30 protein-coding genes and 1 pseudogene are annotated in these 25776 nt (G+C 62.2%); 11 read left to right on the top strand and 20 right to left on the bottom strand.

Going from position 1 to position 25776, the window contains the following annotated elements; all coding sequences use genetic code 11:
• Nucleotides 1–9: 9 nt before the first annotated feature.
• Entirely contained in the window at nucleotides 10–960 is a 951-nt protein-coding gene (locus ASD02_RS03525) for an aldo/keto reductase (RefSeq protein WP_025425561.1), read from the bottom strand.
• A gap of 277 nt (nucleotides 961–1237) precedes the next feature.
• Between ASD02_RS03525 and ASD02_RS03520 the strand changes: the two genes are divergently transcribed.
• Nucleotides 1238–2224, top strand: coding sequence for a Gfo/Idh/MocA family oxidoreductase (locus ASD02_RS03520; protein WP_025425562.1), 987 nt, complete (start codon nucleotides 1238–1240; stop codon nucleotides 2222–2224).
• Between the two features lie 63 nt (nucleotides 2225–2287).
• Here ASD02_RS03520 and ASD02_RS03515 read toward each other — a convergent pair whose 3' ends face one another.
• Complete coding sequence (locus ASD02_RS03515) at nucleotides 2288–2695, bottom strand: hypothetical protein (RefSeq protein ID WP_025425563.1); 408 nt, start codon at nucleotides 2693–2695, stop codon at nucleotides 2288–2290.
• A gap of 128 nt (nucleotides 2696–2823) precedes the next feature.
• Between ASD02_RS03515 and ASD02_RS03510 the strand changes: the two genes are divergently transcribed.
• Nucleotides 2824–3603 carry a helix-turn-helix transcriptional regulator gene (locus tag ASD02_RS03510; RefSeq protein WP_025425564.1) on the top strand — a complete coding sequence of 260 codons (780 nt, stop codon included), beginning with the start codon at nucleotides 2824–2826 and terminating at the stop codon, nucleotides 3601–3603.
• Nucleotides 3604–3607: 4 nt separating this feature from the next.
• Here ASD02_RS03510 and ASD02_RS03505 read toward each other — a convergent pair whose 3' ends face one another.
• The 4 genes from ASD02_RS03505 to ASD02_RS03490 form a co-directional block, all read right to left on the bottom strand.
• Nucleotides 3608–3814 (bottom strand): hypothetical protein, encoded by a 207-nt coding sequence (locus ASD02_RS03505; RefSeq protein ID WP_025425565.1) that lies wholly within the window; start codon nucleotides 3812–3814, stop codon nucleotides 3608–3610.
• A 25-nt stretch (nucleotides 3815–3839) separates the two neighbouring features.
• Nucleotides 3840–4202, bottom strand: a complete 363-nt coding sequence (locus ASD02_RS03500) for a transporter (protein ID WP_025425566.1) — start codon at nucleotides 4200–4202, stop codon at nucleotides 3840–3842.
• 108 nt (nucleotides 4203–4310) lie between these two features.
• Nucleotides 4311–5021, bottom strand: coding sequence for a class I SAM-dependent methyltransferase (locus ASD02_RS03495; protein ID WP_025425567.1), 711 nt, complete (start codon nucleotides 5019–5021; stop codon nucleotides 4311–4313).
• 28 nt (nucleotides 5022–5049) lie between these two features.
• Entirely contained in the window at nucleotides 5050–6048 is a 999-nt protein-coding gene (locus ASD02_RS03490; RefSeq protein WP_038576640.1) for a glycosyltransferase, read from the bottom strand.
• Between the two features lie 166 nt (nucleotides 6049–6214).
• Between ASD02_RS03490 and ASD02_RS03485 the strand changes: the two genes are divergently transcribed.
• The 4 genes from ASD02_RS03485 (at nucleotide 6215) to ASD02_RS03470 (ending at nucleotide 11213) form a co-directional block, all read left to right on the top strand.
• The gene (locus ASD02_RS03485; protein ID WP_038575812.1) at nucleotides 6215–8029 is read left to right on the top strand and encodes a hypothetical protein; all 1815 of its coding nucleotides are present in this window, start codon (nucleotides 6215–6217) and stop codon (nucleotides 8027–8029) included.
• 83 nt (nucleotides 8030–8112) lie between these two features.
• Entirely contained in the window at nucleotides 8113–9711 is a 1599-nt protein-coding gene (gene xseA, locus ASD02_RS03480) for an exodeoxyribonuclease VII large subunit (protein ID WP_057219997.1), read from the top strand.
• A 148-nt stretch (nucleotides 9712–9859) separates the two neighbouring features.
• Nucleotides 9860–10447, top strand: coding sequence for an AAA family ATPase (locus tag ASD02_RS03475; protein ID WP_057219969.1), 588 nt, complete (start codon nucleotides 9860–9862; stop codon nucleotides 10445–10447).
• Nucleotides 10448–10622: 175 nt separating this feature from the next.
• Nucleotides 10623–11213: an NAD(P)H-dependent oxidoreductase gene (locus tag ASD02_RS03470; RefSeq protein ID WP_025425571.1), complete on the top strand. Its 591-nt coding sequence runs from the start codon at nucleotides 10623–10625 to the stop codon at nucleotides 11211–11213.
• 9 nt (nucleotides 11214–11222) lie between these two features.
• Here the strand turns inward: ASD02_RS03470 and ASD02_RS03465 are convergent, their stop codons facing one another.
• Nucleotides 11223–11717: a MarR family transcriptional regulator gene (locus tag ASD02_RS03465; RefSeq protein WP_025425572.1), complete on the bottom strand. Its 495-nt coding sequence runs from the start codon at nucleotides 11715–11717 to the stop codon at nucleotides 11223–11225.
• 100 nt (nucleotides 11718–11817) lie between these two features.
• On the opposite strand from ASD02_RS03465, the gene ASD02_RS03460 reads away from it, so the two are divergent.
• A complete protein-coding gene (locus tag ASD02_RS03460; protein WP_025425573.1) occupies nucleotides 11818–12693 on the top strand; it encodes an EamA family transporter in 876 nt (291 codons plus the stop codon).
• A gap of 75 nt (nucleotides 12694–12768) precedes the next feature.
• On the opposite strand, the gene ASD02_RS37950 is transcribed toward ASD02_RS03460, so the two are convergent.
• The 4 genes from ASD02_RS37950 to ASD02_RS03440 form a co-directional block, all read right to left on the bottom strand.
• Nucleotides 12769–13572 (bottom strand): pyrroline-5-carboxylate reductase dimerization domain-containing protein, encoded by an 804-nt coding sequence (locus ASD02_RS37950; protein WP_158268914.1) that lies wholly within the window; start codon nucleotides 13570–13572, stop codon nucleotides 12769–12771.
• Complete coding sequence (locus tag ASD02_RS03450) at nucleotides 13569–14822, bottom strand: aminopeptidase (protein WP_025425575.1); 1254 nt, start codon at nucleotides 14820–14822, stop codon at nucleotides 13569–13571. The genes ASD02_RS37950 and ASD02_RS03450 overlap by 4 nt, the downstream gene beginning before the upstream one ends.
• Nucleotides 14823–14902: 80 nt before the next feature.
• Complete coding sequence (locus ASD02_RS03445) at nucleotides 14903–15790, bottom strand: MBL fold metallo-hydrolase (protein WP_082523422.1); 888 nt, start codon at nucleotides 15788–15790, stop codon at nucleotides 14903–14905.
• Between the two features lie 76 nt (nucleotides 15791–15866).
• Complete coding sequence (locus ASD02_RS03440; RefSeq protein ID WP_038575818.1) at nucleotides 15867–16541, bottom strand: glutathione S-transferase family protein; 675 nt, start codon at nucleotides 16539–16541, stop codon at nucleotides 15867–15869.
• A gap of 85 nt (nucleotides 16542–16626) precedes the next feature.
• Between ASD02_RS03440 and ASD02_RS03435 the strand changes: the two genes are divergently transcribed.
• Complete coding sequence (locus ASD02_RS03435) at nucleotides 16627–17082, top strand: MarR family winged helix-turn-helix transcriptional regulator (RefSeq protein ID WP_025425577.1); 456 nt, start codon at nucleotides 16627–16629, stop codon at nucleotides 17080–17082.
• 156 nt (nucleotides 17083–17238) lie between these two features.
• Here the strand turns inward: ASD02_RS03435 and ybaK are convergent, their stop codons facing one another.
• From ybaK to tatA, 4 genes are all read right to left on the bottom strand, one after another.
• The gene (ybaK, locus tag ASD02_RS03430) at nucleotides 17239–17712 is read right to left on the bottom strand and encodes a Cys-tRNA(Pro) deacylase (protein ID WP_025425578.1); all 474 of its coding nucleotides are present in this window, start codon (nucleotides 17710–17712) and stop codon (nucleotides 17239–17241) included.
• A gap of 16 nt (nucleotides 17713–17728) precedes the next feature.
• Nucleotides 17729–18088 (bottom strand): ArsC family reductase, encoded by a 360-nt coding sequence (locus ASD02_RS03425; RefSeq protein ID WP_057204320.1) that lies wholly within the window; start codon nucleotides 18086–18088, stop codon nucleotides 17729–17731.
• 84 nt (nucleotides 18089–18172) lie between these two features.
• Nucleotides 18173–18808, bottom strand: coding sequence for a YitT family protein (locus ASD02_RS03420; protein WP_025425580.1), 636 nt, complete (start codon nucleotides 18806–18808; stop codon nucleotides 18173–18175).
• 14 nt (nucleotides 18809–18822) lie between these two features.
• A complete protein-coding gene (gene tatA / locus ASD02_RS03415; protein ID WP_025425581.1) occupies nucleotides 18823–19992 on the bottom strand; it encodes a tyrosine aminotransferase in 1170 nt (389 codons plus the stop codon).
• Nucleotides 19993–20219: 227 nt separating this feature from the next.
• Between tatA and ASD02_RS03410 the strand changes: the two genes are divergently transcribed.
• Nucleotides 20220–20693 (top strand): Lrp/AsnC family transcriptional regulator, encoded by a 474-nt coding sequence (locus tag ASD02_RS03410; protein WP_025425582.1) that lies wholly within the window; start codon nucleotides 20220–20222, stop codon nucleotides 20691–20693.
• Between the two features lie 53 nt (nucleotides 20694–20746).
• Here ASD02_RS03410 and ASD02_RS03405 read toward each other — a convergent pair whose 3' ends face one another.
• On the bottom strand, nucleotides 20747–21808 hold the full coding sequence (locus tag ASD02_RS03405) for a succinylglutamate desuccinylase/aspartoacylase family protein (RefSeq protein WP_025425583.1): 1062 nt from the start codon (nucleotides 21806–21808) through the stop codon (nucleotides 20747–20749).
• A 166-nt stretch (nucleotides 21809–21974) separates the two neighbouring features.
• Here ASD02_RS03405 and ASD02_RS03400 point away from each other — a divergent pair, with 166 nt between their 5' ends.
• On the top strand, nucleotides 21975–22601 hold the full coding sequence (locus ASD02_RS03400) for a glutathione S-transferase N-terminal domain-containing protein (RefSeq protein ID WP_057219996.1): 627 nt from the start codon (nucleotides 21975–21977) through the stop codon (nucleotides 22599–22601).
• A gap of 114 nt (nucleotides 22602–22715) precedes the next feature.
• Here the strand turns inward: ASD02_RS03400 and ASD02_RS03395 are convergent.
• From ASD02_RS03395 to ASD02_RS03380, 4 genes and pseudogenes are all read right to left on the bottom strand, one after another.
• A pseudogene (locus tag ASD02_RS03395) lies at nucleotides 22716–23628 on the bottom strand (alpha/beta hydrolase).
• Nucleotides 23629–23843: 215 nt separating this feature from the next.
• Nucleotides 23844–24257 carry a GFA family protein gene (locus ASD02_RS03390; protein ID WP_025425585.1) on the bottom strand — a complete coding sequence of 138 codons (414 nt, stop codon included), beginning with the start codon at nucleotides 24255–24257 and terminating at the stop codon, nucleotides 23844–23846.
• Nucleotides 24258–24430: 173 nt separating this feature from the next.
• The gene (locus ASD02_RS03385; protein ID WP_025425586.1) at nucleotides 24431–24895 is read right to left on the bottom strand and encodes an SRPBCC domain-containing protein; all 465 of its coding nucleotides are present in this window, start codon (nucleotides 24893–24895) and stop codon (nucleotides 24431–24433) included.
• Nucleotides 24892–25221, bottom strand: a complete 330-nt coding sequence (locus tag ASD02_RS03380) for a metalloregulator ArsR/SmtB family transcription factor (protein ID WP_025425587.1) — start codon at nucleotides 25219–25221, stop codon at nucleotides 24892–24894. Before ASD02_RS03380 ends, ASD02_RS03385 begins: the two co-directional genes overlap by 4 nt.
• 220 nt (nucleotides 25222–25441) lie before the next feature.
• Here ASD02_RS03380 and ASD02_RS03375 point away from each other — a divergent pair, with 220 nt between their 5' ends.
• Nucleotides 25442–25747: an antibiotic biosynthesis monooxygenase family protein gene (locus ASD02_RS03375; RefSeq protein ID WP_025425588.1), complete on the top strand. Its 306-nt coding sequence runs from the start codon at nucleotides 25442–25444 to the stop codon at nucleotides 25745–25747.
• Nucleotides 25748–25776 lie beyond the last annotated feature (29 nt).

The raw sequence follows: 25776 nt of genomic DNA, 5'->3' as shown, positions 1-25776 counted from the left end.
TTGCTCCTGCTATTCGCTGACGTCGTTGAGCTGTCGAATTGCCTCGTCGCTCAAGGTCAGCTGGGTCGAACGGATGAGGCTCGTCAACTGGTCGAGATTGGTGGCGCTGGCGATGGGAGCGGTGATGCCCTTGCGGTTTCGCACCCAAGCGAGCGCAATCTCGGCCTGCGTTGCTCCGGTCTCTTCAGCGATTTCGTCGAGCACGCCGAGGATGCGCATGCCGCGGCCGTCGAGATATTTTTCGACGCCCGAGCCGCGCGCCGACCCTTCAAGGTCCTTGTGCGTGCGGTATTTGCCCGAGAGGAAGCCGCGCGCCAGGCCGAAATAACTGATGACGCCGATCTCTTCGCTGACGCAAAGATCGCGCAACGGCCCGTCGAAACTGTCGCGATCGTAGAGATTGTATTCCGGCTGCAGCACCGCATAGCGCGGCAGGCCGCCATTGGCGCTGACATCGAGCGCTTCGCGCAGCTGCAGCGAGTTCAGGTTCGAGGCGCCGACGGCGCGCACCTTGCCCTCAGACAAAAGCTGGTCATAGGCGGCAAGTGTTTCTTCGTAAGGCGTTTCGGGGTCTGGCCAGTGCGAGAGGTAAAGGTCGATATAATCAGTCTGCAGCCGCTTCAGTGAATCCTCGACCGCCTGCAGGACCCAGCGGCGTGACAGGCCCTTGCGGTCCGGCCCAAGCTCGGAACCGACCTTGGTAACGATCACAGCCTTGTCGCGGCTGTGGCCGGACTGTTTCAGCCATTTGCCGATGATCGTCTCGGATTCGCCGCCCTGGTTTCCTGGTGCCCAGGACGAGTAGACGTCAGCGGTGTCGATGGCATTAAGGCCGGCATCGAAGAAGGCGTCGAGCAGGGCGAAGGACGTCTTTTCGTCAGCTGTCCAGCCGAAGACATTGCCGCCGAAGACAAGCGGCGCGATTGAAAGGTTAGTGCGGCCAAGTCTGCGTTTTTCCATGGTTTCGCTCCATTGGACTGGATGAAAGCAAGTGCGCGATCGGGAGGATGCCGGCACGAACATAAGGCAAGCGAACAAAGCTTGTCACCTGCCGCCGGTCTTTTTTATCGGTCGTCGCCGCTTGATAGGTACGCACCTCGCCGCTACGGCGCCGCGCGTCATATGACGCGCTAAAGGCGCTGTAACGCTTTAAACTGCTGCATGATTTTCTCCTTAAATCGATTCCGGTTTAAGGAATCATGCAGTAGTCTCAGCCGCCAAATCAGGGAGCCCCGCTATGTTTCGTTTCGGAATTCTGTCCACGGCCAAGATCGGCCGCGATCTCGTCGTGCCCGCCATTCAGGACGCCGAGAACTGCGTCGTTTCGGCAGTCGCCAGCCGCGACCTCGCAAAGGCGCGCGCCATGGCCGACCGCTTTTCCGCGCCGCACGCCTTCGGATCCTATGAGGAGATGCTCGCCTCCGACACGATCGATGCGGTCTATATCCCGCTGCCGACCTCGCAGCACGTGGAGTGGACGATCAAGGCTGCCAATGCCGGCAAACATGTGCTCTGCGAAAAGCCGATTGCGCTGCGGGCATCCGAGATCGATGCATTGATCGCGGCGCGCGATCGCAACAAGGTGCTGATCGCCGAAGCCTTCATGGTCACCTACAGCCCCGTCTGGCGCAAGGCCCGCTCGCTGCTTGCCGAAGGGGCTATCGGCCGACTTCGACACGTGCAGGGTGCCTTCACCTATTTCAACCGCGACCCCGGCAACATGCGCAACATTCCGGCACTCGGTGGCGGCGGCCTGCCGGATATCGGCGTCTACCCGACGATCACCACGCGCTTCGTGACGGCCAAGGAGCCGGTGCGCGTGCAGGCAAGCACTGATCGCGACCCGGAATTCGGCACCGACATCTATTCGAGCGTGCGCGCCGACTTCGGTGATTTCGAACTGAGCTTCTATATCTCCACGCAGCTTGCCGCCCGCCAGGTCATGGTCTTCCACGGCGACAAGGGTTTCATCGAGGTGAAATCGCCGTTCAATGCCGACCGCTACGGGCGCGAGGAAGTGGAGCTCACCAACCAGAACCACGCCCAGTCGCAGCTCTTCCGCTTCCAGGATGCACGCCAGTACAAGCTGCAGGCGGAAGCGTTTGCGCGCGCTGCAAAGGGCGAAGCCGAGGAAGTGGTCACGCTCGAAAACTCGCGGCTCAACCAGAAGCTCATCGATGCGATCTACCGCGCCAGCGACAAGGACGGCTGGGAAAAGATCTGAGCCGGCTAATGAAAGAAAAAGCCCGCCGGCGCGAGCCGGCGGGCATTTCTCGTTGTTGTCGGATCAGGCCAGCGCCGCGCGCTCCCTGGCGAAGCCCTTCACCTTGAAGAACAGGAAGTCGCCGACGCCGATCAGGCCGACGATCAAGAACCCGACGCCGATGGGCGTCAGCGAGTTATAGGCGGTTGCAAGCAGTGCAAGGCTTGCGATCTGCCACAGGACGTCGCCGCCGATACTGACGCGGGCGGCAGCCGAAACCGGCCCACCGTTGCGGGCGGCCGAGAGATGGAAAATCCCCCAGGCCAGAAGCCCGACGCCAAGCAGCTTTATCATCAGCGGGGTGGCGACAGGGCTGATGAGAGCGGCGAGCGGGGCCGCACCGAGGATGAGGACCGCGCCGGTGAGGAGCGAAAATGCGCCATCGGCGAGGAAGGTCTTGTTGAGCAGGCTGCGGTTGGAAAGGTTCAACATTTTCGGCTCCATTCGTTTGTCGATATCCGGATGTTGCCGCCTCCCGGTCATGAAACCAATTACCTCGCAGGTAGTGGATTTTGCGCAGCGCCTGCGCCAATCTGCCGGCACAACGGAGATCGGCATCGATGGAATTCGGCAATCACCTGAAGGAATGGCGTGGGCACCGCCGCATGAGCCAGCTTGACCTGGCGGTGGCTGCCGGCATCTCGACGCGGCACCTTTCCTTCCTCGAAACCGGCCGATCGAAGCCATCGGAAGGCATGATCCTGCGTCTGGCCTCGGTGCTCGACATTCCTGCGCGCGACCAGGGCACGCTGTTTTCAGCCGCCGGATATCGTCCGCGCATGACGACGCGCCCTGCGTCGGGGCTCGATGCCATGCCCGCCGCCGTGGCCAATGCCATCCGGCTCATCCTTGCTCGCCACGATCCCTATCCGGGCCTGGTGCTCGATCATGAATACACGCTCCTGATCGTCAATCCGGCGCTGGCGGCGCTCGCCGTTTCGGCCGACGTGCCTTTCAATCCCGGCCAGAACTTTCTCGATGCTTTTCTCTCGTCGGAAAATGTCCGCGCCCTCGTCGTCAATTGGGAGGCTGCGGCCGCCGATCTGGTCCAGCGCGTTCGCACCGAAGCCTGGCTGCAGGGGCCGAGGAGTCGCCTTGGCAAGAGGCTGGAGAAACTGGCGGCCGATCCCGCCGTCAAGCGCGCGGTCGAAAACTATCCGGATACCGACCGGCTACCGGTTCTGCCTGTCGAGTTGCGCGTCGGGCCGGTTACGTTGAGCTTCATCACCACGCTGCAGACCTTCGGCTCGACCCAGGACGCCCTAGTGGAAGGTGTGCTGATCGAATCCTTCTTCCCGGCCAACGAGGAAACCAGAACCTTCTTCGAACGCAAGGGATGACGTGTCAGCCGTTATGCACGCCAGCGACGATGGCGCCGCACAGCGTCAGTGCAATGCCCATGTTGTAGCCGCCGATCGCTGCTGCAACCTGCACCCAGTCACCACCTGCACCCGCCAGGATGGAAAGCACGCCGGCAACGAACAGGCATGTCCGAGGCGAACGGAGGCCTGCGACAAGCATGCCGAGCATGACGGTGGCGATAATGATCATGAAACCCACATTGCTGGCATCGCCGTCAGGAGTTGATGATGATCATGCCGCCGATGATCAGCACCGCGCCACCGACATAGCGCAGCGTCAAGGCTTCGCCGAGGAAGACGGCGGCAAGCAGCGGCACGATGCAAAAGGTCAGGGCCATGAACGAGTAGGCGATGGTCAGCGGTACCGACCTGATGGTGAAGATCCAGATGATCGTGCCGAAGCCGTAGACGATCAGGGCCGTCAGCAGCGTCGGACTGAAGATGAGCGCCAGCAGGCCCTGTGCGTCAGGGCTTCCCGTCTTGGCGCTCGTCAGCTTGAAAAGGATCTGGCCGGCCGAGATCAAAACCGGCGTGAAGAACAGTCCAAACCAAACGGCCGGGGCGAGATTGAGATTCATCGCAGGGCACCTCGCATCGGCTACAGCGCCGCGCGTCTCATTAGACGCGCAAAGGTCGCTGTAGCACTTTGAATTGCTGCATGTTTTTATCCTTAAATCGAATAGGATTTAAGGAAACATGCAGTAGGCCTTGTCTTCGCAATAGAAAATATCGCGACCGATATCGATGCACGCGTGTTGCGCTGGGACAGGATGCATCGCCCGCAGGAAGGAGTGCGTATAGGGGAAGAAATTGAAATGCGGATTGAAGGTGTAGCGATATTCGCGTTCGCGCGGAACGACGATGATCAGCCGCTGCCGGGTGATACGGCGCAGTTCGGCAATCGCCTTGCGATAGTCGAGGATATGCTCGATGACGTGGGTGCAGACGACGGTATCGAATTCGCCATCCGCGAAGGGAAGCTCTTCGATCATCGCCGCGAAGTATTCCACGCCCTCGATTGTGGCGGCGTCATCGATGGCGAAGTCGACGCCGGTCAAGCGCCGCAGATCGGGGTTCGCGCCTCGGATGTGCTTCAGCAGCACGCCGGTGCCGCAACCGACATCGCAGACGGATTTGCCGCGTACTTCGGCCGCAATCTTGCGAACACAGGCTTCGGAATTGTCGGTTCCTTCGTGAACGCGTGGATGCTGCTTGTAGAGCTGCTCGTATTCTAAGGCCGTCAGGAAGGGGGCACGTTCGCGAAAACGGGCGAGGTGGCCGATATGCTCGCCCCAGGCGAGGCTCGCCATGCCCTTGAACAGGCGTGAGTCCCTGACGAACGGCGGCAATATGTCTTCGATGACAAAGCGTATGCGGTTGGTGGTTTCGCGGTTCATCGACAGGGGTTCCATATATCTCGTGAGCTTAGGCCGCGTCCGGTCCGCGCCGGTGGGCACGGAGCTGCGGGACCGCCGGCTTTTCGACGACAGCCTCTCGCGCTGCGCGCCGGCCGGTCGCCATGTAATGCAGCCGCAACTGCTCGGTGCGGGCCCGCGATACGGAGTCCAGGATCAGGCCGGCGGTGAACATCGTGATCGATATCAGCAGCAGCACCATCGAAAGCACCCAGGTCGGCATGCGGGGAACCAGCCCCGTGCCGAAATATTCGATCAGCACCGGCGTCATGAAAATCAGGCTCGTTGTCATGAAAGCGAGGCTGATCAGACCAAAGAAGGCGAAGGGTCGCGTTTCCTTCATCAGCATTGCGAACATCCAGAGGATCTTGGCGCCGTCGCGGTAAGTTGAGAGCTTGGAATGCGAGCCTTCGGGGCGTCTGCCATAATCCAGCTCCAGTTCGCTGACCGGCAGCTTCAACCGCGAGGCATGCACCGACATCTCGGTCTCGATCTCGAAGCCGGCGGATATCGCCGGAAAACTCTTCACGAACCGTCGCGAGAAGACGCGATAGCCGGAAAAGATGTCACTGAAATCCGTACCGAAGATCGACCGGTAGAGGTAGTTGAAGAGCTTGTTGCCGAGCGCGTGACCCTGCCTGCCTGCATCTTCGCGAATATTGCGCCGCGTCCCCACGACCATGTCCGACTGTTCGGTAATCAGCGTGCGGATCAGGTCCTCGGCGTCAGCCGGTGAGTAGGTGCCGTCGCCATCTGCCATCACGTAGATATCCGCGTCGATGTCGGCGAACATCCGCCGGACCACGTGTCCTTTGCCTTGCCGTCTTTCGCGAACGACGGTGGCGCCGGCGAGCATTGCCTGCAAGGCGGTTCCGTCCGTCGAGTTGTTGTCGAAGACGTGAATGCTGGCCGTCGGCAATGCGGCTCTGAAGTCGCGCACGACGCCGCCGATGGTCGAAGCTTCGTTGTAGCAGGGCAGAAGGACAGCAATGCTTAAGGGTTCAAACATCGGCGCAGCTCGATTTGAAAGTGTCAGCGCATGATAGGTGTCGCCGGTTAACAACACGCCAAAGTGCACATGCGCGTCAGCGCCTTTGTCTTCGGGAGCCCGGTACAACTTTACGGTTTTTTGATCCCGCCCGATTAGGGTCCTGGGAGGATAGGGGCGTAAGAAGATGCTGGACAGAATTGCGAGACGTCAGGACCCGGCGGCAGTGACCGCAAAAATGCGCTTCTGGTCGAGCTTGCCTTGGATGGTCCTGTTCTATGGCGCGCCCGTCGTCTTGTTTTTGGCCGTCCGTTTCCTCCGCGCATCGGATTATGTGGGCCGCGACAATGATGACGCCATGCGGCTGGTTCAGGTTCGAGACCTGCTCAACGGTCAAGGCTGGTTCGACCTGGTCCAGCTTCGTCTCGGTCTGGATGGCGGCACGCAGATGCATTGGTCGCGGCTGATCGACCTGCCGATAGCCGGGCTCATTTCCTTGCTCAGTCCGCTCTTCGGTGCCGACAGAGCCGAAGTGCTGGCGCTTGCGATCTGGCCGATCTTCCTCGCCATTCCATTGCTGGTGTTCATGGGGCTCGCCGGCCGTCGTATTGGCGGAACGCAATGCATGCATTTCTGCCTCGGTCTGACGGCGATCTTTGTGGTGACCAGCAATCGGTTTATGGGTGGCGCCATCGATCACCACAACGTCCAGCTGGTCCTGGCTGCAGTGATGGCCGCGATGCTGGTCGACATGCGCCATCGTGCGCGCAACTACGTGATTGCCGGCGCGGCGGCGGCGCTGGCGATTGCCATCGGCGCCGAGACGACGCCGCTTGTGGCGGTCGTTTGTGCCATTGTCGCGTTGCAATGGGCGCTCCTCGGGCGGGACGTTGCTGGTGCGACCATCGCTTTCGGCATCTCACTGGCAGTTACCTTGAGCACTGTGTTCTTCCTCACGGTGCCGCCTCACCTCTATCGCGTGGCAACCTGTGACAACCTGTCGATCGCCTTCTACTCCCTGGCACTTGTCGGCGGTTGTGTGCTGGCTGCGTCTGCGGCATTTGTTAGCGATCGCGGAATATCGGCTCGGTTTGTCGCGCTGGCCGTCAGTGCCTGTTCCGTCCTGGCTGTCGCACTCGTTATTGCGCCCCAATGCCTTGGCAACCCGCTTGCCGATCTTGACCCGCTGTTGATCGAACTTTGGCTCGACCGTGTGACCGAGGCGCAATCCTTCGCGACCGTGCTGGCGCGCCAGCCGGCAAGCGTCGGCGCCTACTATTTCTGTGGGGTCTTTGCATCGCTCGTCTGTGTCTGGCGCATTTGGCAGGGCGATCGGGTCAGACTGCATCTCATCCTCGTCGCCCTTGTTGCTGCCAATCTTGCCATCGCGATGGTCCAGGTGCGAGCGATGGCGTTTTCCAACCTTCTGGCAATCCTGCCGCTCTCGCTGCTGCTCGTGGATATGCGAGCCTGGTCGCAGGGGGGAACCAGGGGCGTGAGCGCATCGCTCGCCTATGTCCTTGTTCTGATTTTTTCGGTGCCCGCAGTCTGGGCAATCGGCGGCGCCTTGGCACGCAACGGCCTTGCCGCTCTGGAGGCGCCGCAGGCGTCCAATACCGAAAACTGCCTGACGCCGGCAGCTCTTTCAGATCTTGAAGGTCTTCCGCCATCGATGATCGTTGGTCCTTCGGATATCGGCGCCTCGATCCTTAGATACACGAGCCACCGTGTCTTGACGGCGCCCTATCATCGCAATGCCGATGGCATGCTTATGGAGCTGAAGATCGGGCTGGCGTCGCCATCTGATGCCAAGGCGATGCTGAGCAAGTTGCACGAACCGATCCTGGCATTTTGCGCCAACGATGTTCAGGCAGACATGATCATCAAGCGGGAACCTCGGGGGCTCTACGGGCAGCTCGCCGCCGGTCGGGTTCCGGAGTTTCTGACGCCGCTGCCTGTTTCCGAGAAATCCAGCATTTTGCTCTACGCGCTGAAGCCATAGCGAGCGGGGACGGCGGAGGAAGAAACCGGTAGAAAGGCGCACGGTTCTGCTGACCTTGGGCCTCTCGTCGGCTACAAATGGGCATGAGCTCCATTTTCGACAACGATTCTCCGAGCAACCTCACCGAATATTCGGTCTCCGAGCTTTCCGGCTCGATCAAGCGTACGGTCGAGCAGGCCTTCGATCAGGTTCGTGTGCGTGGCGAGATCTCGGGCTATCGTGGGCCGCATTCTTCGGGGCACGCCTATTTCGCGCTCAAGGACGATCGGGCGCGCATCGATGCGGTGATCTGGAAGGGCACCTTCTCGCGGCTGCGCTTCCGCCCGGAAGAGGGCATGGAAGTGATCGCCACCGGCAAGGTCACGACCTTCCCCGGTTCGTCGAAATACCAGATCGTCATCGAGACGCTGGAGCCGGCCGGTGCCGGCGCGTTGATGGCGCTTTTGGAAGAGCGCAAGCGCAAGCTTGGCGCCGAAGGCCTGTTCGACGCGACGCGCAAGCGGCCGCTGCCTTTTATGCCAAAGGTGATCGGCGTGGTCACTTCGCCGACCGGGGCCGTCATTCGCGATATCCTCCACCGCATCGCCGACCGGTTCCCCGTCCATGTCGTCGTCTGGCCGGTTAGGGTCCAGGGCGAAGGCTCGGGAGACGAGGTGGCGGCGGCCATCCGTGGCTTCAACGAATGCGAAGCCGGCGGGCCGATCACCCGCCCCGACGTCCTGATCGTCGCGCGCGGTGGCGGCAGCCTGGAAGATCTCTGGGGTTTCAACGACGAGGCGGTCGTGCGCGCGGCGGCAGCGTCCGTCATCCCGCTGATCTCGGCCGTCGGTCACGAGACCGACTGGACGTTGATCGACTATGCTGCCGACCAACGCGCACCGACCCCGACCGGGGCGGCGGAAATGGCCGTGCCGGTCAAGGCCGATCTGGAAGCGGAAGTATCCGGCCTTTCGGCGCGGCTGAAGGCCGGCATGGTCAGGCAGATGGAAAACCGTCGCCAAGTGGTGCGGTCGCTTGCCCGGGCGCTGCCGTCGCTCGATCAGTTGTTGGCGCTGCCGCGTCGACGCTTCGACGAGGCTGCCCTCGGCCTCGGGCGTGGTCTGATGATGAACACAACGAACAAGCGCCGGATGTTCGAGCGCGCTTCGGCGGAGCTGCGGCCGGATCTGGTCAAGGCGCGGCTCGGCGATCGTCGGCAACGGCTAAACGATGCGATGAACCGCGCCGAGCGCGTCGTCGAGCGTCAGGTCCATCGCGGACAGTCGCGTGTCTCGGCGGCGGATGCGTCGCTGCGCGCGCTGCCGTCGCGCCTGCTGGCCCAGATCCACCGCTCGACGGATCGCGTGGCTGGGCTGGTTGCGCGGTGCGACGCGGCAATCCGCACGGACATTCGCCGGTTGACGGGTGTCATCGCCGCACAGGACCGCATCCTGCAATCGCTGTCCTATCGCAATGTCCTGCAGCGCGGTTTTGCGCTGGTGCGCGACGGCGAGGGCGGCCCGGTTCGCCAGGCCGCGGCCGTTGCGCCCGGCATGGCGCTGTCGCTGGAATTTGCCGACGGCAGCGTTTCGGCGATTGCGGGTGAGGGTGGGGAGCCGACAGCCCAGGCGGCCGCCAGGAAGAAGCAGCCGAAAACCGGTGGTTCCGGTGGCGACCCGTCGAAGCAAGGCAGCCTGTTCTAGGCAAGGTTTGCGATCACGGGAGCCCTCATCTTTCCAACGAGGACGGGTTGACTGTGCGGCCTGCATCAATGACGCCTGCTTTTCATTTCCCTGTCACGGAGGCAGCATAACGCCGCGCTCACAGCACTCTGCGGAATGGAAGTCAGATATGGTCGAACGAGCCAAGATTATCTTCATTCACGGCGCTTCCAGCAGTGGAAAATCCACTCTGGCGCGCGCGGTCCAGGCACAAATCGGCGAGCCATTCTGGCACGTCTCGATTGACCATATTCGTGATTCGGGAACGTTGCCGACGGAAAGATTCCGGCGCGGCGACTTCAGGTGGCAGGAATACCGTGCCCGTTTCTTCGAAGGGTTCCACCGCTCCCTGGTCGCCTATGCCTCGGCCGGCAACAATCTCCTGCTGGAACACATTCTCGAGGAGCCCGGTTGGGCGTCTGAGCTGGCGATGATGCTGCAGTCCTTCGATGTCTTCTTCGTCGCGCTCCACTGTGAGCTTCAGGAACTTGTCCGACGGGAAACGCTGCGCGCGGACCGGCCGATCGGCAGCGCTACAGACGATTTCCATCGCATTCACGAGGGGCAGCGCTACGATCTCCAGCTTCATTCAGGGCAAGCCGTTGAAGATAACGCTGCGCAACTGATTTCCGCCTGGGCGTCGCGCCGGTCGCCATCCGTGTTCGAGGAACTGGCCTTGGAAGCGCGCGCCCGGCCCGCCTACTCCTCCGGTCTCTGAGCAAGGGCGAGTTTGGCAAACGCATTTGGAATCGGCCGATTTTCCGGTGACATGCGTTCGTCGCGGGCGGGTCGCGCTACGGCTCAAAAGATCGTCATTGCAATAGATTGATTCTTTGGATCATTTTCTCCGTCGATCGATCTCGATCCCAGGTCTTATGCAGTAGGAACAATGGATGCATATTCTGCTCGTGCTCGCCCATCCGCTGGAAGACAGCTTTGCCGCCAGCGTCGCCCGCGAAGCGCAACGGGCGCTTGTTGCCGGTGGCCATACCGTCGATCTGCTCGATCTCTATCGCGAGGATTTCGATCCGAGGTTGAGCAAGGTAGAGCGCGGCAGCTATTTCACCGACAACTACGATGCCAGCTTAACGGCCGGGTTGATCGCGCGGCTGCAGGCAGCGGACGGGATCGTCCTGGTTTTTCCGCAATGGTGGTTCAATTTTCCGGCGATCCTCAAGGGCTTCTTCGATCGGGTCTTCGTGCCGGGCGTTGCCTTCGACAACGATCCGGCCGGCGGCCGCATCATCCCGCGGCTGAAGAACATCAAGCTCTTCTGGGCGCTGACGACGACGGGATCGCCCTGGTGGGTGGTGCATCTTTATATGGGCAACCCCGTGCGGCGGCTGCTGAAGCGCGGTATTGCCGCCTTCTGCGCCAAGGGCCTCGATTTCCGCATGGTCAGCCTGCACGACATGGATCGGGCCACGGATGAGAAACGTAAGCGTCACCTTGCCCGCGTGCGGCAGCTCGCCGGACGCATCTGATCGTCAGCCCTATTCATAGGTTGCAAGCAGTTTCCGCAGCACCGCATCCAGCGCTTCGCGCTCGTCCGGTGCAAGGCTTGCAACGACCCGGTGCTGGTTGGCGACATGGGCCGTCGCAGCCTCGTCGACGCGTTCCAAGCCTTCCGCCGTCAGCGCTATGATCACGCCGCGGCGGTCGTCCGGATTGTCGAGGCGCTGGACGAGACCCTGCTTTTCCAGCTGGTCGATGCGGTTGGTCATCGTGCCGGAACTGACCATGGTGGTCGCCAGCAGTTCGCCGGGTGAGAGCTGAAAGGGTGATCCGGAGCGCCTGAGCGCCGCAAGCACGTCGAAGCTCGCCGACGTCAATCCGCGCTCGGCGAAGGTCTTTTCGATCTCGCGTCCGATATGGTTACGCAGCCGCGTGAAGCGGCCGAGAAGGCCCATGGCCGAAACGTCCAGGTCTGGTCGTTCGCGTTGCCACTGCGCCAGAATTCTATCGACGTGATCCATCTGAGCCTCCACCGTTCTTCCGAAATGCCTAAGGCGAAGATATCTTGACGTCAAGATAATATCGGTTATAACGGAGATATCTTGATCTAGAGATACTTGAGGTAGAGACATGATCGCCAGCCGCAACGCCGACCTCGCCCTGACCGCCCTGGCGCCTGCCATCTGGGGCAGCACCTATCTGGTCACGACCGAACTGCTGCCGCCGGGCTATCCCTTGACGGTCGCCATGTTGCGCGCCTTGCCGGCGGGGCTCTTGCTCCTGCTGATCGTCCGCCAGCTGCCTTCAGGCATCTGGTGGCCGCGCACGTTCCTGCTCGGCGCCCTCAATTTCTCGTTCTTCTGGGCGATGCTGTTCGTGTCTGCCTACCGGTTGCCCGGCGGCGTCGCCGCCACGGTCGGCGCGATCCAGCCGCTGATCGTCATCCTGTTGTCGCGCGTCTTTCTCGGCTCGCCGATCCGCGCGCTGAGCATCATCGCCGGCCTTGCTGGCATCGTCGGCGTCGGCCTGCTTGTGCTGACACCGGGCGCAACGCTCGATCCACTCGGCGTCGTTGCCGGTCTTGCCGGTGCCGTGTCGATGGCCTTCGGCACGGTTCTGAGCCGCCACTGGGCGCCGCCCGTGCCGCCCTTGACCTTCACCGCCTGGCAGCTTGCCGCCGGCGGAGTGCTGCTGGTGCCGGTCGCTCTCTTCTTTGAGCCGGCCCTGCCGACCCTGACGATGGCGAACTACGCGGGCCTCGCCTATCTCGGCCTGATCGGCGCCGCCTTCACCTATCTGCTCTGGTTCCGGGGGCTGTCGCGCCTCGAGCCCTCGGCCGTAGCGCCGCTCGGCTTCCTAAGTCCTGTCGTCGCGATCCTGCTCGGCTGGGGTGTGCTTGATGAACGTCTGACACCGGTCCAGGCGCTGGGCATTCTCGTCGTGCTAATCAGCGTCTGGCTGAGCCAGCGGGCGCAACTGGCGCCTCGCGTTCGCCCGGCCCGTGCGTGAAGAACAAGGTGCCCCCTTCGCTCACCAATCCAGGCAAGCGCTGAGGTTGGACAAGGCAGGCGCCCCGGCAAAAACCTACCCGAGGTCGCAGTCGCGGGTGCCGGCCGCCGCTTTCGCAGCGGCGGCCGTTAACCCCCGAGCGATCGGCGTGTGGATATCGGCGGCAGCCATGGCCTCGAGCCCGGCCGCGGTCGTGCCAGCGTAATCGAGGAAGGTTTGCACGATTTCGTCAGGCGTCTGCTTGCTGCCTGCCAGCAAGGTGCTGCCGCCGAGGAAAAGCTGGCGCACGGCGCGCTCGGCGATGCCTCTCTCGATGCCTTTCGTCACGGCATCGGAAATCATCGCATCGGCAAAGACGGCAAGAAAGGCAGGGCCGGAGCCGGTCAAGGCGGTGAAGTAGTCGAGCTCGGTTTCCGTCGCGATCCTTTGCACCTTGCCGGATGCTTCAAAGAGCCGCTCGGCGAAGGCGCAATCCGCCTCGGTGGTGTCAGGGCTTGCAAGCCACGGTGTGAAGGAGAGCCGCTTTTCGGCGGCAGTATTCGGCATCGCCCTGATGATGCGACGAGCCTCGAAGCGGGCGGCAAGGTCGGCAAGCGAAACCATCGCCATCACCGAAATGACGAGCTTGCCCGAGAGATCGAGCGCGATGGCGTCGAGATCCTGTGGGCGTACGGACAGCATCACCACATCCGCGTCAGCGGCGAGCGCGGCGTTATCTTTCGTCTGGCGGACAGCCGGCCAGGGCTCGAAGCCCGGGACGGTGCCGCTGCGCGAGGAGACGGTCAACGCCTCCCCGGCGATGACGCCATCGGCAAGGGCGGGCAGCAACAGGGCCTTGCCCAGCCAGCCGCCGCCGCCGATGACACCGAACTGCGTCAAGCCCACTCGCCCTGCCGCATGACCGGCACGCGACTGCCGTCGGCGCGCACGCCGTCGATATCCACCTGGCCGGAGCCGATCATCCAGTCGATGTGGATCAGGCTCGAATTGCCGCCCTGGGCGCGGATCTGTTCCGGCGTCAGGCTGGTGTCGTCGACGAAGCAGCCCGAGTAGCACTGGCCAAGCGCGATGTGGCACGAGGCATTTTCGTCGAACAGGGTGTTGTAGAACAGGATGCCGCTTGCCGAAATCGGCGAGGAATGCGGCACGAGGGCCACTTCACCGAGCCTGCGCGCGCCCTCGTCGGTGTCGAGCACCTTGTTCAGCACCTCCTCGCCGCGCGAAGCCTTCGCCTCGACGATGCGTCCGCCTTCGAACCGGACCTGAATGTTGTCGATCAGCGTACCCTGATGCGACAGCGGCTTGGTGCTGGAGACGTATCCCTCGACGCGCAGCGCGTGCGGTGTCGTGAAGACCTCTTCGGTCGGGATATTGGGATTGCAGATGATGCCGTTTTTCGCTTCCGACGCGCCGCCACACCACAGATGGCCATCGGCCAGCCCGACGACGAGATCGGTGCCGGGGCCGGTGAAATGCAGCGAGGCGAAGCGTTCGCCGTTCAGCCAGGCGGAGCGTCGCGCCAGGTTGGCATTGTGCGCCTTCCAGGCCGCAACCGGATCGTCGAGATCGACGCGCGACGCGGCGAAAATGGCGTTGGCCAGCTTTTCCACCGCGATCGGCTCGGGATCGTTCGGGAACACCAGCTGCGCCCAGGCAGGGTTCGGATAGGAGACGATGTTCCAGTTGATGTCGAAATTCGTGATTTTTTCGAGCGCCGGCTTGTAGGCGATGGAATTGGCCTTGTTGGCGCGCGCCACTTTGCTCGGGTCCTGGGCCGACAGCATCATCGGGTTGTCGCCGGAGATGGCTAGGCGGGCAGCGCCGCCGCCGAATGCCTTGGCCATGCCTTCGTAAAGCCAGTCGCTTGCCCGGTCGAAGCTTTCGTCAGGCGCGTAGGCGTAGCGCGCAAGTGTCGTTTCCTCGTCGGAATAGAACGTCGTCACCAGACCGGCGCCGGCCTTGTAGGCGTGCTTGGCGATATCGCGCACAAGCGGCATGGCGGCGATCGGCGCCGTCATTACCAGGTCCTGGCCCTTTTGCAGCTGCAGGCCGACCTTGATGGCGACTTCCGCGAGCTTGTCGAGTTTTACCGGGTCGATCGGGGTGGGGGTGTTGGCGGGATAGGTCATGATTTGCCTGTCATTATGAAATCGGACGAACAAGACTTAGTGCGCTTTGCGGCGAAAATGAAGGCTGGCGGTTGCAAACGTCAGATGCTCTTGGCTGCAGCGCGCATTCTGGCGACATTGCTGTCGTGCACCTCTTCATAGGGCGCGAAGTAGAGGATCGAACCGGCGGCGATCTCATCGGCAGCAAAATCCTTGAGAGGCCCGATGGGAGTTCCGTCCGCGGCCGCGCGCACCAAACGTTCGAGATAGCTTCGGTTCGCATCGATCAGCGCCGCGTCATAGCCGCCCGCAGCAATACGATCGCGATCGCCGTGGCTTGGCAGGATGCGGGCGATCGGCCATTCCCGCAGGCGCTTCAATTCGGCGATATGCGTTGCGACCTGCTCGGCTTCGGCGATAAAGGTGGCGCAGTCTTCGACCGTGTCGCCGGCCAGCAGCAGCTTTTCCTCGGGCAGCCAGAGGACATTGCCGTCGGCGCTGTGAATGGCGAAATGATGCAGTTCCACCTTTCGTTGCCCCACCTTGAGATCAAGCCCGTGCTCAAACAGGCGGTTGGGCATGACGAGGGGATGGATCGGCGGCGTTGCGATTTCGATCTTCTCGCGGTTTTCGGCAAGCCGTTCCGCCGTCAGCGACAAAGCGATGATCTCGCAATCGGCAAAGGCGGCGTTTCCGGCTACGTGGTCCTTGTGCCAGTGGCTGAGCACGACCCGGATCGAGGTGACGCCAAGGCCTTCGAGATGGACGCGAATGGCTTCGGCGTGGGGGATGGAGATGTGGGTGTCGTAGACGAGCGCCTCACCGCCATCGACGATTGCGTAGGACGCGACGCCCAACGCATAGGCGCCATCGTCCAGCCAGTTTGGTCCCTCGGAATGGAGCCGGGTCCCGGCAATCCGCCCGTCGTAATAGGCGAAGATGCCGGGATAGGGCTGCAATATCGTCAGGGTCGACGTCATATCAGGCATGGCGCGCTTGCTCCTCCCGTTGTTCGCATCTGTCATAGGATGGCGCGCGCCGAAAAAGAAGGGCCGTGGGGCCGCTCTATTGCGCACGCAGCAGATAGGCGTCGTGCTGCTTCAAGAAAATCATCAGACGCTCGCCATAGTCCGATGCCACGGCAGCCTTGACGCTCGAGCGTTCCGCCAGGGCCTGCCGCCAGGCGGAAACACGGGCAAGGCCGCTGAAGATCTTGTGGTCGACCAACGTGTCGAACAGGTCGAAATAGCGGAAGATCGGCGCAAAGACTGCATCCACCAGGGAGAAATCCGTTCCGGCGAAATAGGGCCCGTCGCCCAGAACGGTTTCGATCGTCGCAAACTTCGCGGCGATCACCTGGCGCTTCTGCTCGAAAGCGTCGGCAGCCCCGGTGGTCTCGAAGCCCCAGAGGTCCGAGAGGATCGACGAGCCGTATTCCATCCAGCCGCGGTGGCGTGCCCGTTCCAGAGGGTCCGTCGGGTGAAGCCGGACGCCAGCCTGTGTCTCCTCGAGGTATTCGCAGATCACCGAACTTTCGAACAGGACGGCCTCGCCGGTCGTCTGCGGGATCTGCAGCAACGGCACCTTGCCGAGCGGCGAGATTTTCAGGAACCAGTCTGGCTTGGCGGCCAGATCGATGCTCGCGCGATCGAAGGCGACACCCTTTTCGGCAAGCGCGATCGCAGCGCGCTGCACATAGGGGCAGAGATGATGGCTGATCAGGGTAAGGGCACTGCTCATGGGTGGTCTCCTGGGTTGATCAATGTAGATGCATCTGCATGTATGTGTGCTTGCCAACACTTTCAAGATCAATGTAATTGCATCTATGAGCGATATTTCGAAGAATGGAGAACTGCGGCCGACGCCGGCTGCCACACAGGCCTGGATCGGCCTCATGCGCGCGCAACGGCGCGTGCTTTCGGCGATCGAGGCGGATTTCAAGAGGGCCGGTCTGCCGCCGCTCGGCTGGTATGATGTGCTCTGGGAACTGGTGCAGGCGGAGGACGGCAAGCTGCGTCCCTTCGAGATCGAGTCCCGCACCTTGCTTGCCCAATACAATCTCTCGCGTTTGATCGACCGGCTTGAACGGGAAGGGCTGGTTCGGCGCGAGGCTTTCGACGCCGACGGGCGCGGGCGCTGGGTGGTCGTGACTGACAAAGGGCGTGCGACACGCGAGCGCATGTGGGAGGTCTATTCCGGTTCGATCGAGGCCCATGTCGGCACAAAACTGGGTACGGACGAAGCGCAGCAACTGGCTAGTCTGCTCGCAAGGCTTCGCTAGAGCATTTCCAGGAAAAGTGCGAAGCGGTTTTCCGTCAGGAAATGTGTCAAAACAGGGAGATAGAGCGTTTCTGCGGCTCTGTCTAAACCGGAAGCGCTCTCGATCTCAGAACACGCCTGGAATGCCCAAGGACATCCTGGAGTGTTCATGTCGGCGTCAGGCGATCAGCGGTGCCGCCACGGCCTTGAGTGCCGTTCGTGCGTCGCCAGGTGCCAGCCGCACCTGAAGCCCGCGCTGGCCGCCATTGATGTAGACCTGTGCTTCGGAAAGCGCCGCTTCTTCGATCGCGGTCGGCACCAGCTTCTTCTGCCCGAACGGGCTGATGCCGCCGACATGATATCCGGTCAGGCGCTCGGCATCAGCAGGCTTCATCATCGCTGCCGACTTGCCGCCGAAGGCCGCGGCCAGTTTCTTCATGCTGACTTCGCGATCGGATGGCACCACGCAGCAGACTGGCTTGCCGTCGACCTCGGCCATCAGCGTCTTCAGCACCCGGCTCGGATCCTCGCCGAGTGCTTCTGCCGCCTGCAGCCCGACGCGCTCGGCGTTCGGGTCGTAGTCGTAGGTGTGGACGGTGAAGACAACGCCGGCCTTGGCAAGCGCCTGAGTTGCGCGGGTGGTCTTGGACATCGTGCCTCTCCCGGCGTCAGGCGTTGGTCTTGTGAAACAGGGCCTCGTAGAGGTCCGGCTTGAAGCCGATCAACAGGTTGCCGTTGGCCTCGATCACCGGACGCTTGATCATCGAGGGCTGTGCCAGCATCAGCGCGATTGCCTTGTCGGTATCGAGGTTCTGCTTTTCGGCATCGGGCAGGTTGCGGAAGGTGGTGCCGGCGCGGTTGAGCACGATTTCCCAGCCTGCCTCCTTGCACCAGCGATCGAGATGGGCTCGGTCGATGCCCTCGACCTTGTAGTCGTGGAAGCGATAGGCGATGCCCTGGCCGTCGAGCCAGGTGCGCGCCTTTTTCATCGTGTCGCAATTCTTGATGCCGTAGATCGTGACCGTCATTCCCATGCCTTTCCTGCCTTGCGGCAAATTCGTGCTGGGAGTGATAGCCTCCCTCTCAGGGAGAGGGAAGACCTTGCCGGTGTCTCAGGTTACGCCGACGTAGCGGCCCGGCTTGTGGTTGATGGCAAGCGTCATGTTGACGACGGCGGCGCCAACTACGGACAGAACCAGGTTGGCCGGCGGCAGCACGAAGAAGGCGGCGGCAAGGATCGTAAGATCGACGGCAAGCTGGAAATAGCCGGCGCGGATGCCGTACTTCTCCTGCAGATAGATCGCCAGAATGTTGATGCCGCCGAGCCCGGTGCGGTGGCGAAAGAGGATCAGCAGGCCGGTGCCCATCAATCCGCCGCCGACAATGGTCGCGTAGATCGGGTCGAGCTTGGCGAATTCCACCCATCCTGCCGTCAACTTCGAAAACAGCGCCACCAACGTGACCGCAAGAAAGGTGCGCAGCGCAAACATCCAGCCGAGCCGTTTGATCGCCAGGACATAGAACGGCAGATTGATGAGCGAGAACACCAGCCAGAATTGCGCGCCGGTCGCGTATTGCAAAAGAAGGGCCAGACCGGAGGTGCTGCCCGTCAGCAGCATCGCCTTGCTGTAGATGATGACGCCGAGCGACATGATCAGCGTGCCCGTCAGGATCGCCAACGCATCCTCAAAGAGGTGGTGGCGCTCGGCGGGCACGTCCTGGGTATTGATCATTGGCTCGGCGTTCATCGTCTTTTCAGTCCTTAGAGGTTCTTGAACTTGCCGATGACGTCATCGACTTCGGCCGTCTTCAGTCCGGCAATGTTGATGCGGCCGGAACCCGGCATGTAGATGCCGTGTTCGTTCCTGAGCCGCATCACATCCGCTTCCGAAAGCGGCAGCAGCGAGAACATGCCTTCCTGGTCGGCGACGGCGCCAAGCGCCTGCCAGCGGTCGCGCAGGCCTTCGGCAAGCGATCGGCGAATGCCTGATATACGCTGGCGCATGGTTTCAAGTTCTTCTCTCCAGTCGCGCGCCAGGTCGGCATCGCACAGGATGGTGCGCACGATGGCGGCGCCGTGATCCGGCGGCATCGAGTAGCTGGTGCGCGCCAGGCCGGCGAGGTTGGAGCGGACCGTGTCGGCCGACGAGGACGAGGCGGTCACGGCAAAGATGGCGCCGGTGCGCTCGCGGTAGAGCCCGAACGATTTCGAGCAGGAGACGGCGATCAGGGTTTCCGGGACGATGCCGATGAGATGGCGAAGGCCCGTTACGTCCTCGTCCAATCCGCGGCCGAAGCCCTGATAGGCAAGGTCGATCAACGGCAGCAGGCCGCGCTCGGCGACGACGGCCGCGATCTCCAGCCATTGCGTATCGGTGATCACGCCGCCCGTCGGGTTGTGGCAGCCGGCATGCAGCAGCACGGCGTCGCCGGCCGAAGCACCTTGGAGCGCGCTCATCATGGTGTCGAAGAGCACGGTCTGGGACGGGACGTCGAAGAATGGATAGCCGGCCGTCTCAAGGCCCGCGGCCTTGAAGATGCTGGCATGGTTCGGCCAGCTCGGCAGGCCGATCCAGATGCGCTTGCCGCCCATCTGGCGGATGAGGTCGGCCGCAAGCCTTAGCGCGCCGGAGCCGCCCGGCGTCTGCACGCCGGCCAAATGGCTTCGGTTGATCGTGTCGCCACCGACCAGCGTCCAGAGGTGATCGACGAAAATGAGGTCGCCCTCGGGGCCGACATAGGCCTTGCTGTCCTGCGTTGCGAGCAGCCGCTTTTCCGCTTCCTTGACCGCGCGGAAGATCGGCGTGTGGCCGGTTTCGTCGCGGTAGACTCCGACGCCGAGATCGACCTTTCCAGGGCGCTCGTCCTTGCGATAGAGCCCGATCAGGGCCAGCAACGGATCGTCGGGTTGGCGGGTCAGAGCGTCGAACATGCCGGAATTCCTCCTTGGCAGTGACAGAGTAGCGATGGGCGATCGAGAAAGGTCGCGCCGAGAACCGTCCTCCGGCTCTCGACAGGCTTCTTCTTTAAATCAGAGACAGCGCAAAATCGATGCCGGATTTGCCACGGAGACAATATTCGCATAGATCGAATTGCGTAAATCGATGCATTTCTTTTGCTGATTTGCGCAAACGCTGAAGAGAGCGGGAAGGGCTGGCTATGACGGAGCGCGGAGCGTCCAAACTCGATGCGATCGACCGGCGGATTATCCGATTGCTTGTCGAGGACGCGTTGCGCAGCAACAACGAGCTTGCGGCGCGGGTCGGGCTTTCGCCGGCACCGCTGTCGCGCCGGTTGGCGCGGCTCTACTCGGAAGGTGTTATCCGGCAAACGGTCGTGGTCGATCCGAAGGCGGCGGGGGTCGGCTTCCAGGCCTTTCTCGAAGTGACGCTGGAGCGGACCGCAAGCAAGGTCGGGCAGCGTTTCATCGAACTGGTGTCGCGCATGCCCGAGGTGGTGGAGTGCCATACGGTTGCCGGTGATTTCGACTTTCTGCTGAAGATCGCCGTACGTGATGTCGCCGACTACAAACGGCTATTGTGGACCGAGTTCGAGCAGATCGGCGAGATCAAGACTCTGCGCTCGACCATCCTTCTCGACAGTCCGAAGATGACCGCGACGATGTCGCGGTGATGTCCGGAACGTTCTCAGGACGTTCCGGACAAAGCCACAGCTTTGGCTTGGCTTCAGGCTTCCAGCGGGCCGGGCTTGCGTGCGGCGCTTGACGCGGTTGCGCAGGCGATTTTCATCAGGTCCGCGCGGCGACGGGCAAGCCTTGTCGATACCCGGGTAACAATCAGCCCGTCCTGCGGTGCGCGGACTTCGATGGCGCCGTCTGGCCGGCCGGGACGGCTAAGGATCGTCACGAGCAGATCGGCGGCCTTCACCCTCTCGCCGATATCGCGGTGGAAGAGGATGGCGCCGGATTCCGGAGCGCGGATCAGCTCGATGTTGTCGAGCGGCGCGACGATGCCGCCGAATGCTGGAAGTGCTGCCCTGTCGCCGGCGACCACGCCGCGCTGGGCGAGGAAGCGCAGCACGCCTTCGGCATCCTTGCGTGCCATGTCAGGATAGACGTCGCGTGTGCCGCGAAGCTCGACCGTGACGGAGAGCCGCCCCGGAAGGCTCGTCTTCATCTGACCGGCTGCCTCATACTTCCAGGCGTAGGCGACGGCCTCTTCGAAGGCGGAGCTTTCGCCATCCGAAAGAAGCACCGCCTCCATGTCGAGAGCTGCGGCAAGGTCGGCCGCCTCCGGCCAGAAGGCGTCGTCGATATAGGCATATTGCAGCGCTTCGTCGTCGCAATGCAGGTCGAGCATCAAGTCGGCGCCGAGCGCCATATGCAGCAATTGCCGCTTCAGCCGATCCGTGGCCGAGTAACGATCAAGATCCTCGAGAAGGCTGTCGCGCTCGCCGAGTGCGATCAGCGGAAAATCGCGGTTGAAATTGGTGCGCGAGCCGAGATCGAACCGGCCCTGCAGTTCGCCGAAATGCGATTGCGCGGTGCCGATGGGGTTTGCCTGCGGCACGACGGTGATGTCGCCGAGAATGGCGGCGTTCTTCTCCGCGTCAGCGAGCTTCTGCAGGAGGAAATGCGCCAGCGCGGTGCCGGGCAGTTCGTTGGCGTGCAGTGCCGCTTGAATATAGGTCTTCGGTGCGTCGGGGCTCCTGCCCTTGAAGCGGAAGACCGGAAGGCGCCATTCGATGCCTGCGGTGTCGCCGGCGATGATGATTTCCGAGATGTCCATGGTCTCCCCCTTTTGTCTCGTGTCGAAGGCTTATCGGCATTCCCGATAGGCTCTGCAAGTGGCTAGAAACGGGGAGCGCGGGCGTTGATGGGGGCGGAGCAAGGCTTTGCTTTTGCCGCGCATCCGTTGTCTTCTGGCTGCGCTCTCACCAGACGGGACCCTGCAGATGATCCTGATCGGCCAATATGATTCTCCCTTCGTCCGCCGCGTCGGCATCGCGCTCACGCTATACGGCATGGAATTCGAGCACCGCCCCTGGTCCTCCTTCGGCGATGCCGACAGGCTTCGTGCCTACAATCCGCTGACGCGCGTCCCGACCCTGGTGCTGGACGACGGTACCGCGTTGATCGATAGCCACATCATTCTCGATTATCTCGACGGCCTTGTTTCCGATGAACGCGCAATGTTTCCAAGGTTCGAACCCGCCCGACATCGGGCGCTTAAGGTTGCGGCGCTTGCAACCGGGCTCGGCGACAAGGCCGTCAGCCTGTTCTACGAGAAGCGTCTGCACGGCGAAGTCTCGGCCCTCTGGGTCGATCGCTGCCGTCACCAGATGGAGGCGGCGCTCGGCGTATTGGAGGCCGGCCGGTCGGAGGGTACCTCGGAGTTCTGGTTCGGGGAGCGCATTGGCCATGCCGATATCGCCGTGGCAGTGGTGCTGCGTTTCCTGTGCGAGGTCCATCCCGAGCTGATCGCGATCTCCAACTATCCGGCGCTACGGGCACACGGGGAAATGCTGGAGGCGTTGGCCGTATTCCAGGCGATCAGCCAGCCTTTCATTCCGCCGACCTGACGCCCAGCCGGAGCTTGAGAGCTATCGCGCTGCGCGCTGGCCATGATGCGAAAAGAGCCGGCGCAAAGTGCTTGCGCCGGCTCTGGTCAATGGCCGCTTCGTAGGCACCCTCGATCATTCCGCGTCGAGAAAGCTGCGGATCGCCTTCACCGTCGCTTCGGGCTGTTCCTCCATCAACCAATGGCCGGAAGCGGGAATGACCACCTCGGTGACATTGTTGGCGGCAAAGCGGGTTACGACGGCCATTGTCGGGCCGAAGGATTTTTCGCCGCCGACGGCCAGGACAGGCATGCCGAGCTTGCCCTGTTTCAGGAAGGCCTGGTTGTCGATCGCGTCCTGATCGAAGGCGGCGAACTGGGCGAAGCCCGCCCGCATCGCGCCCGGCTGGGCATAGAGCTTGGCGTAGTGTTCGCGCGAGGCCTCGTTCCACTTCTTCGGATCGGCGGAGAATTCGTTCCAGAAGCGGTCGAGGTAGATGCGCTCGCGGCCGGCCACCAAGCGCTCCATGTCAGGCCCGCCGAAACGGAAGTGCCACAGCAGCGGGTTCTTCAGGATCTCTTCCCACGGGCCGACGCCGGGAAGCGGCGCGTCCATCAGCACCAGCTTTGTCGTTCGTGTCGGATACTGGGCGGCAAAGGCGTAACCGACCATGTTGCCGATATCGTGTGCCACCACGTCGACCTTGTCGGCCTTCAACGCGTCGAGCACGCCGGCGATATCCTGCGCTTCTGTCTTCTTGTCATAGCCGGTCGCCGGCTTGTCCGAGAGCCCCATGCCCCTGAGATCGGGCACGATGACGCGGTGATCGCGGACAAGCTCGGCAGCAAGCGGCGCCCACATGTCGCCGGTCTCGCCGTAGCCGTGCAGCAGCACGACGGTCGGCCCCCGAACCGCCGACGCGCACATGCAGGGTCGTGCCGTTGGTGGCGATGGTTTCCGTTGTAAACGTCGCCGGATAGGGCTGAACGTCGGCGAGTGCCGGGACGGCGAAGGCTATGGCTGCGCCGGTGATGAGGGAACGAAGCATTGGTCTCTCCTGTTTTTTCGGTGTGCGCCGATTGGCGTTTCGATGGAGAGAAGATGACAGGCGTGATCTGTTCGAACTAGCCGCCAGAAGGCGGATCTACTGTTCGGCAATACCGAACGCGGCATGGCGCATTTGCTCGGTTGCTACGCGATGGGGATGGGGTAGGGCGCGCGACGGCGCGCCCTGGAAAACTTCGATGTCCGTTCGCCTGGTCTTTACATCGGCGGCATCTTGTCAAACTTCGGCAGCGTCGGGTCGAGGTGGTCCCAAGCGTAGCCGCGTGATCCATAGGTGACGACCTGGGGCTTGTAGCGACTCGGATCGTCGAGGCTCGCCGCGCGCACGGTGAAGAATTCGGGCATTGCGGCAAAGGTCATATAGACGGGCGAACCGCAGGTGGGACAAAAGGCCCGGGTCTTCACGTTGCCGCTATCGGCGACCATGTCCCACAGCGTCGCCTTGCCTTCGAGCTTCACGCCGTCTCGCCTGAAGGTCAGGTGCGATCCGTGTCCGGTGCCGCTCTCGCTCTGGCAGTCGCGACACTGACAATCGTTTGAGAAAACCGGTTCTCCAGAGATCTCGTAACGGATCGCGCCGCAGGCGCATCCACCGGTATAGGGCTTGCTCATGTCATTGCTCCTTGGGCTCTGGGGACGGCAACGCGTACGTCATCGAGCGTGCTCGATGGTCGGGCATCGCAATCAGTTGTTTTGCTTGTGTTCGTGATGGCGCTACGGCGCTTGCCGAACCGGGCGCGTCAAGGACGCGGGCACGGCGCCCGCGTCAGGCTTTGGGTGTCGTCTCAGTCCTGCCCTTCGGTCACGGTGCCGATCCGCGTCAGAACCTTCTTCCAACCTTCGCTCATGTTCTTGAAGGCGGTGTCGTTTCTCGGCGTCACGAAGCCGGAATGAACGAGGCGAAGGCGCGTGCCGTTGTGGACCCTGGACAGGGTCCATGTAACGACCGTGTCAAGACGCGAGCCATAGCCGGCATTGGCCTCGTGCCCGCCTTTCCAGGCGTAGACGAACCGCTCGTTCGGTTTCACCTCCAGCACCCGGCAGTGGATGACGCCATCCCATTCGCCGGCCGGCGTGGTCTGGAAGGTGAAGCGGTTGCCTTCGACCGGCTCGAAGCCTGTCGCAACCATCATCCAGCGGCTTATCAAGGCGCCGCTCGTCAAGGTTTTCCAGATCGTCTCGGGGGCGTGGGGGAAGACCTCGTCTACCACGATGTCCTGCGTGTGGGGCTGCAACACTACTTCATTCATGGATCGATCTCCTTCAAGAGAGTGCGGAGGTTTGCAAACCGTTCGCGCCAGAAGGCGCCGTAATGGCTCATCCAGTCGACAAGCGGCTCGAGGCCTTCGGGCTCAGCGCGGTAATAGACGTTGCGGCCTTCGGGACGCTCGCTGACGAGGCCCGCCTGCTTCAATGACTTGAGATGCTGCGAAATGGCACCCTGCGTCACGCCGCTGCCGCGCGTCAGTTCGACCACCGTGATCTCGTCGGCATTGGCGATGCGCTCGAACACGGCACGCCGGGTCGGATCGGCAAGGGCGCGCATGACGGCGGTGATGGGTGCGGTTTCAATCATGACAAAACAATTAGTGCATACTGATTAATTAGTCAACACTATTGTTTTTTGTCAGGTAAGGCTACGGCTCTTCCGTTGTTGTGGCGATGGCTTGGACTGCTTATTTCAGTCAGCAGGCCCCGCTCCGCAGAGAACCATTTCCCAAAATTTTCAAACGTCGCGATCCGTTTTCACCCTTCCGGTCGTCCTTGATGTGTTCGAAACAAAAAGGAGACATGCCATGTCCGACGAGTCAGTCATTTTGATCAATCTGCTGAAGGTCAAACCCGGGAAGCAGGATGCGCTGATCGCGCTCCTGAAGCTGAACACCGACACGGTTGTCCGCACGCTTGAAGGCTGGAAGACGACCCGGTTGATCGCGGCAAATGACGGCACCGGCGTCGTCATCTACTCCGAGTGGGAGACCCCTGCAGCGGTCGAGGCGATGCGCAGCGACCCGCGCATGAAAGCCTACTTCCCTGAGATCCTTGAGCTGGCGAGCCTCGATTCGATCATCGGCTCGGCGGTGTTTGGCGAAACCCGGTGAGGCTTGGCACACACCGAAACAACGGAGGA

It is taken from the genome of Ensifer sp. Root1252, assembly GCF_001425885.1.
Taxonomy (GTDB): Bacteria; Pseudomonadota; Alphaproteobacteria; order Rhizobiales; family Rhizobiaceae; genus Ensifer; species Ensifer canadensis.
The sequence above is the reverse complement of the archived record's forward strand: the minus strand, read 5'-3'. Positions and strand labels throughout refer to the sequence as shown.

Coding starts and splice junctions, on each gene's coding strand:
- ybaK (WP_025425578.1), bottom strand. CDS start 17,712: ATGTCCAAGACCACCCGCGCAACTCAGGCGCTTGCCAAGGCCGGCGTT.
- ASD02_RS03485 (WP_038575812.1), top strand. CDS start 6,215: ATGCTGGACAGAATTGCGAGACGTCAGGACCCGGCGGCAGTGACCGCA.
- ASD02_RS03510 (WP_025425564.1), top strand. CDS start 2,824: ATGGAATTCGGCAATCACCTGAAGGAATGGCGTGGGCACCGCCGCATG.
- ASD02_RS03525 (WP_025425561.1), bottom strand. CDS start 960: ATGGAAAAACGCAGACTTGGCCGCACTAACCTTTCAATCGCGCCGCTT.
- xseA (WP_057219997.1), top strand. CDS start 8,113: ATGAGCTCCATTTTCGACAACGATTCTCCGAGCAACCTCACCGAATAT.
- ASD02_RS03405 (WP_025425583.1), bottom strand. CDS start 21,808: ATGGACATCTCGGAAATCATCATCGCCGGCGACACCGCAGGCATCGAA.
- ASD02_RS03505 (WP_025425565.1), bottom strand. CDS start 3,814: ATGATCATTATCGCCACCGTCATGCTCGGCATGCTTGTCGCAGGCCTC.
- ASD02_RS03375 (WP_025425588.1), top strand. CDS start 25,442: ATGTCCGACGAGTCAGTCATTTTGATCAATCTGCTGAAGGTCAAACCC.
- ASD02_RS03385 (WP_025425586.1), bottom strand. CDS start 24,895: ATGAATGAAGTAGTGTTGCAGCCCCACACGCAGGACATCGTGGTAGAC.
- ASD02_RS03400 (WP_057219996.1), top strand. CDS start 21,975: ATGATCCTGATCGGCCAATATGATTCTCCCTTCGTCCGCCGCGTCGGC.
- ASD02_RS03425 (WP_057204320.1), bottom strand. CDS start 18,088: ATGACGGTCACGATCTACGGCATCAAGAATTGCGACACGATGAAAAAG.
- ASD02_RS03475 (WP_057219969.1), top strand. CDS start 9,860: ATGGTCGAACGAGCCAAGATTATCTTCATTCACGGCGCTTCCAGCAGT.
- ASD02_RS03445 (WP_082523422.1), bottom strand. CDS start 15,790: ATGCCTGATATGACGTCGACCCTGACGATATTGCAGCCCTATCCCGGC.
- tatA (WP_025425581.1), bottom strand. CDS start 19,992: ATGTTCGACGCTCTGACCCGCCAACCCGACGATCCGTTGCTGGCCCTG.
- ASD02_RS03520 (WP_025425562.1), top strand. CDS start 1,238: ATGTTTCGTTTCGGAATTCTGTCCACGGCCAAGATCGGCCGCGATCTC.
- ASD02_RS03435 (WP_025425577.1), top strand. CDS start 16,627: ATGAGCGATATTTCGAAGAATGGAGAACTGCGGCCGACGCCGGCTGCC.
- ASD02_RS03490 (WP_038576640.1), bottom strand. CDS start 6,048: ATGTTTGAACCCTTAAGCATTGCTGTCCTTCTGCCCTGCTACAACGAA.
- ASD02_RS03470 (WP_025425571.1), top strand. CDS start 10,623: ATGCATATTCTGCTCGTGCTCGCCCATCCGCTGGAAGACAGCTTTGCC.
- ASD02_RS03410 (WP_025425582.1), top strand. CDS start 20,220: ATGACGGAGCGCGGAGCGTCCAAACTCGATGCGATCGACCGGCGGATT.
- ASD02_RS03420 (WP_025425580.1), bottom strand. CDS start 18,808: ATGAACGCCGAGCCAATGATCAATACCCAGGACGTGCCCGCCGAGCGC.
- ASD02_RS03450 (WP_025425575.1), bottom strand. CDS start 14,822: ATGACCTATCCCGCCAACACCCCCACCCCGATCGACCCGGTAAAACTC.
- ASD02_RS03380 (WP_025425587.1), bottom strand. CDS start 25,221: ATGATTGAAACCGCACCCATCACCGCCGTCATGCGCGCCCTTGCCGAT.
- ASD02_RS03495 (WP_025425567.1), bottom strand. CDS start 5,021: ATGAACCGCGAAACCACCAACCGCATACGCTTTGTCATCGAAGACATA.
- ASD02_RS03440 (WP_038575818.1), bottom strand. CDS start 16,541: ATGAGCAGTGCCCTTACCCTGATCAGCCATCATCTCTGCCCCTATGTG.
- ASD02_RS03500 (WP_025425566.1), bottom strand. CDS start 4,202: ATGAATCTCAATCTCGCCCCGGCCGTTTGGTTTGGACTGTTCTTCACG.
- ASD02_RS03515 (WP_025425563.1), bottom strand. CDS start 2,695: ATGTTGAACCTTTCCAACCGCAGCCTGCTCAACAAGACCTTCCTCGCC.
- ASD02_RS03390 (WP_025425585.1), bottom strand. CDS start 24,257: ATGAGCAAGCCCTATACCGGTGGATGCGCCTGCGGCGCGATCCGTTAC.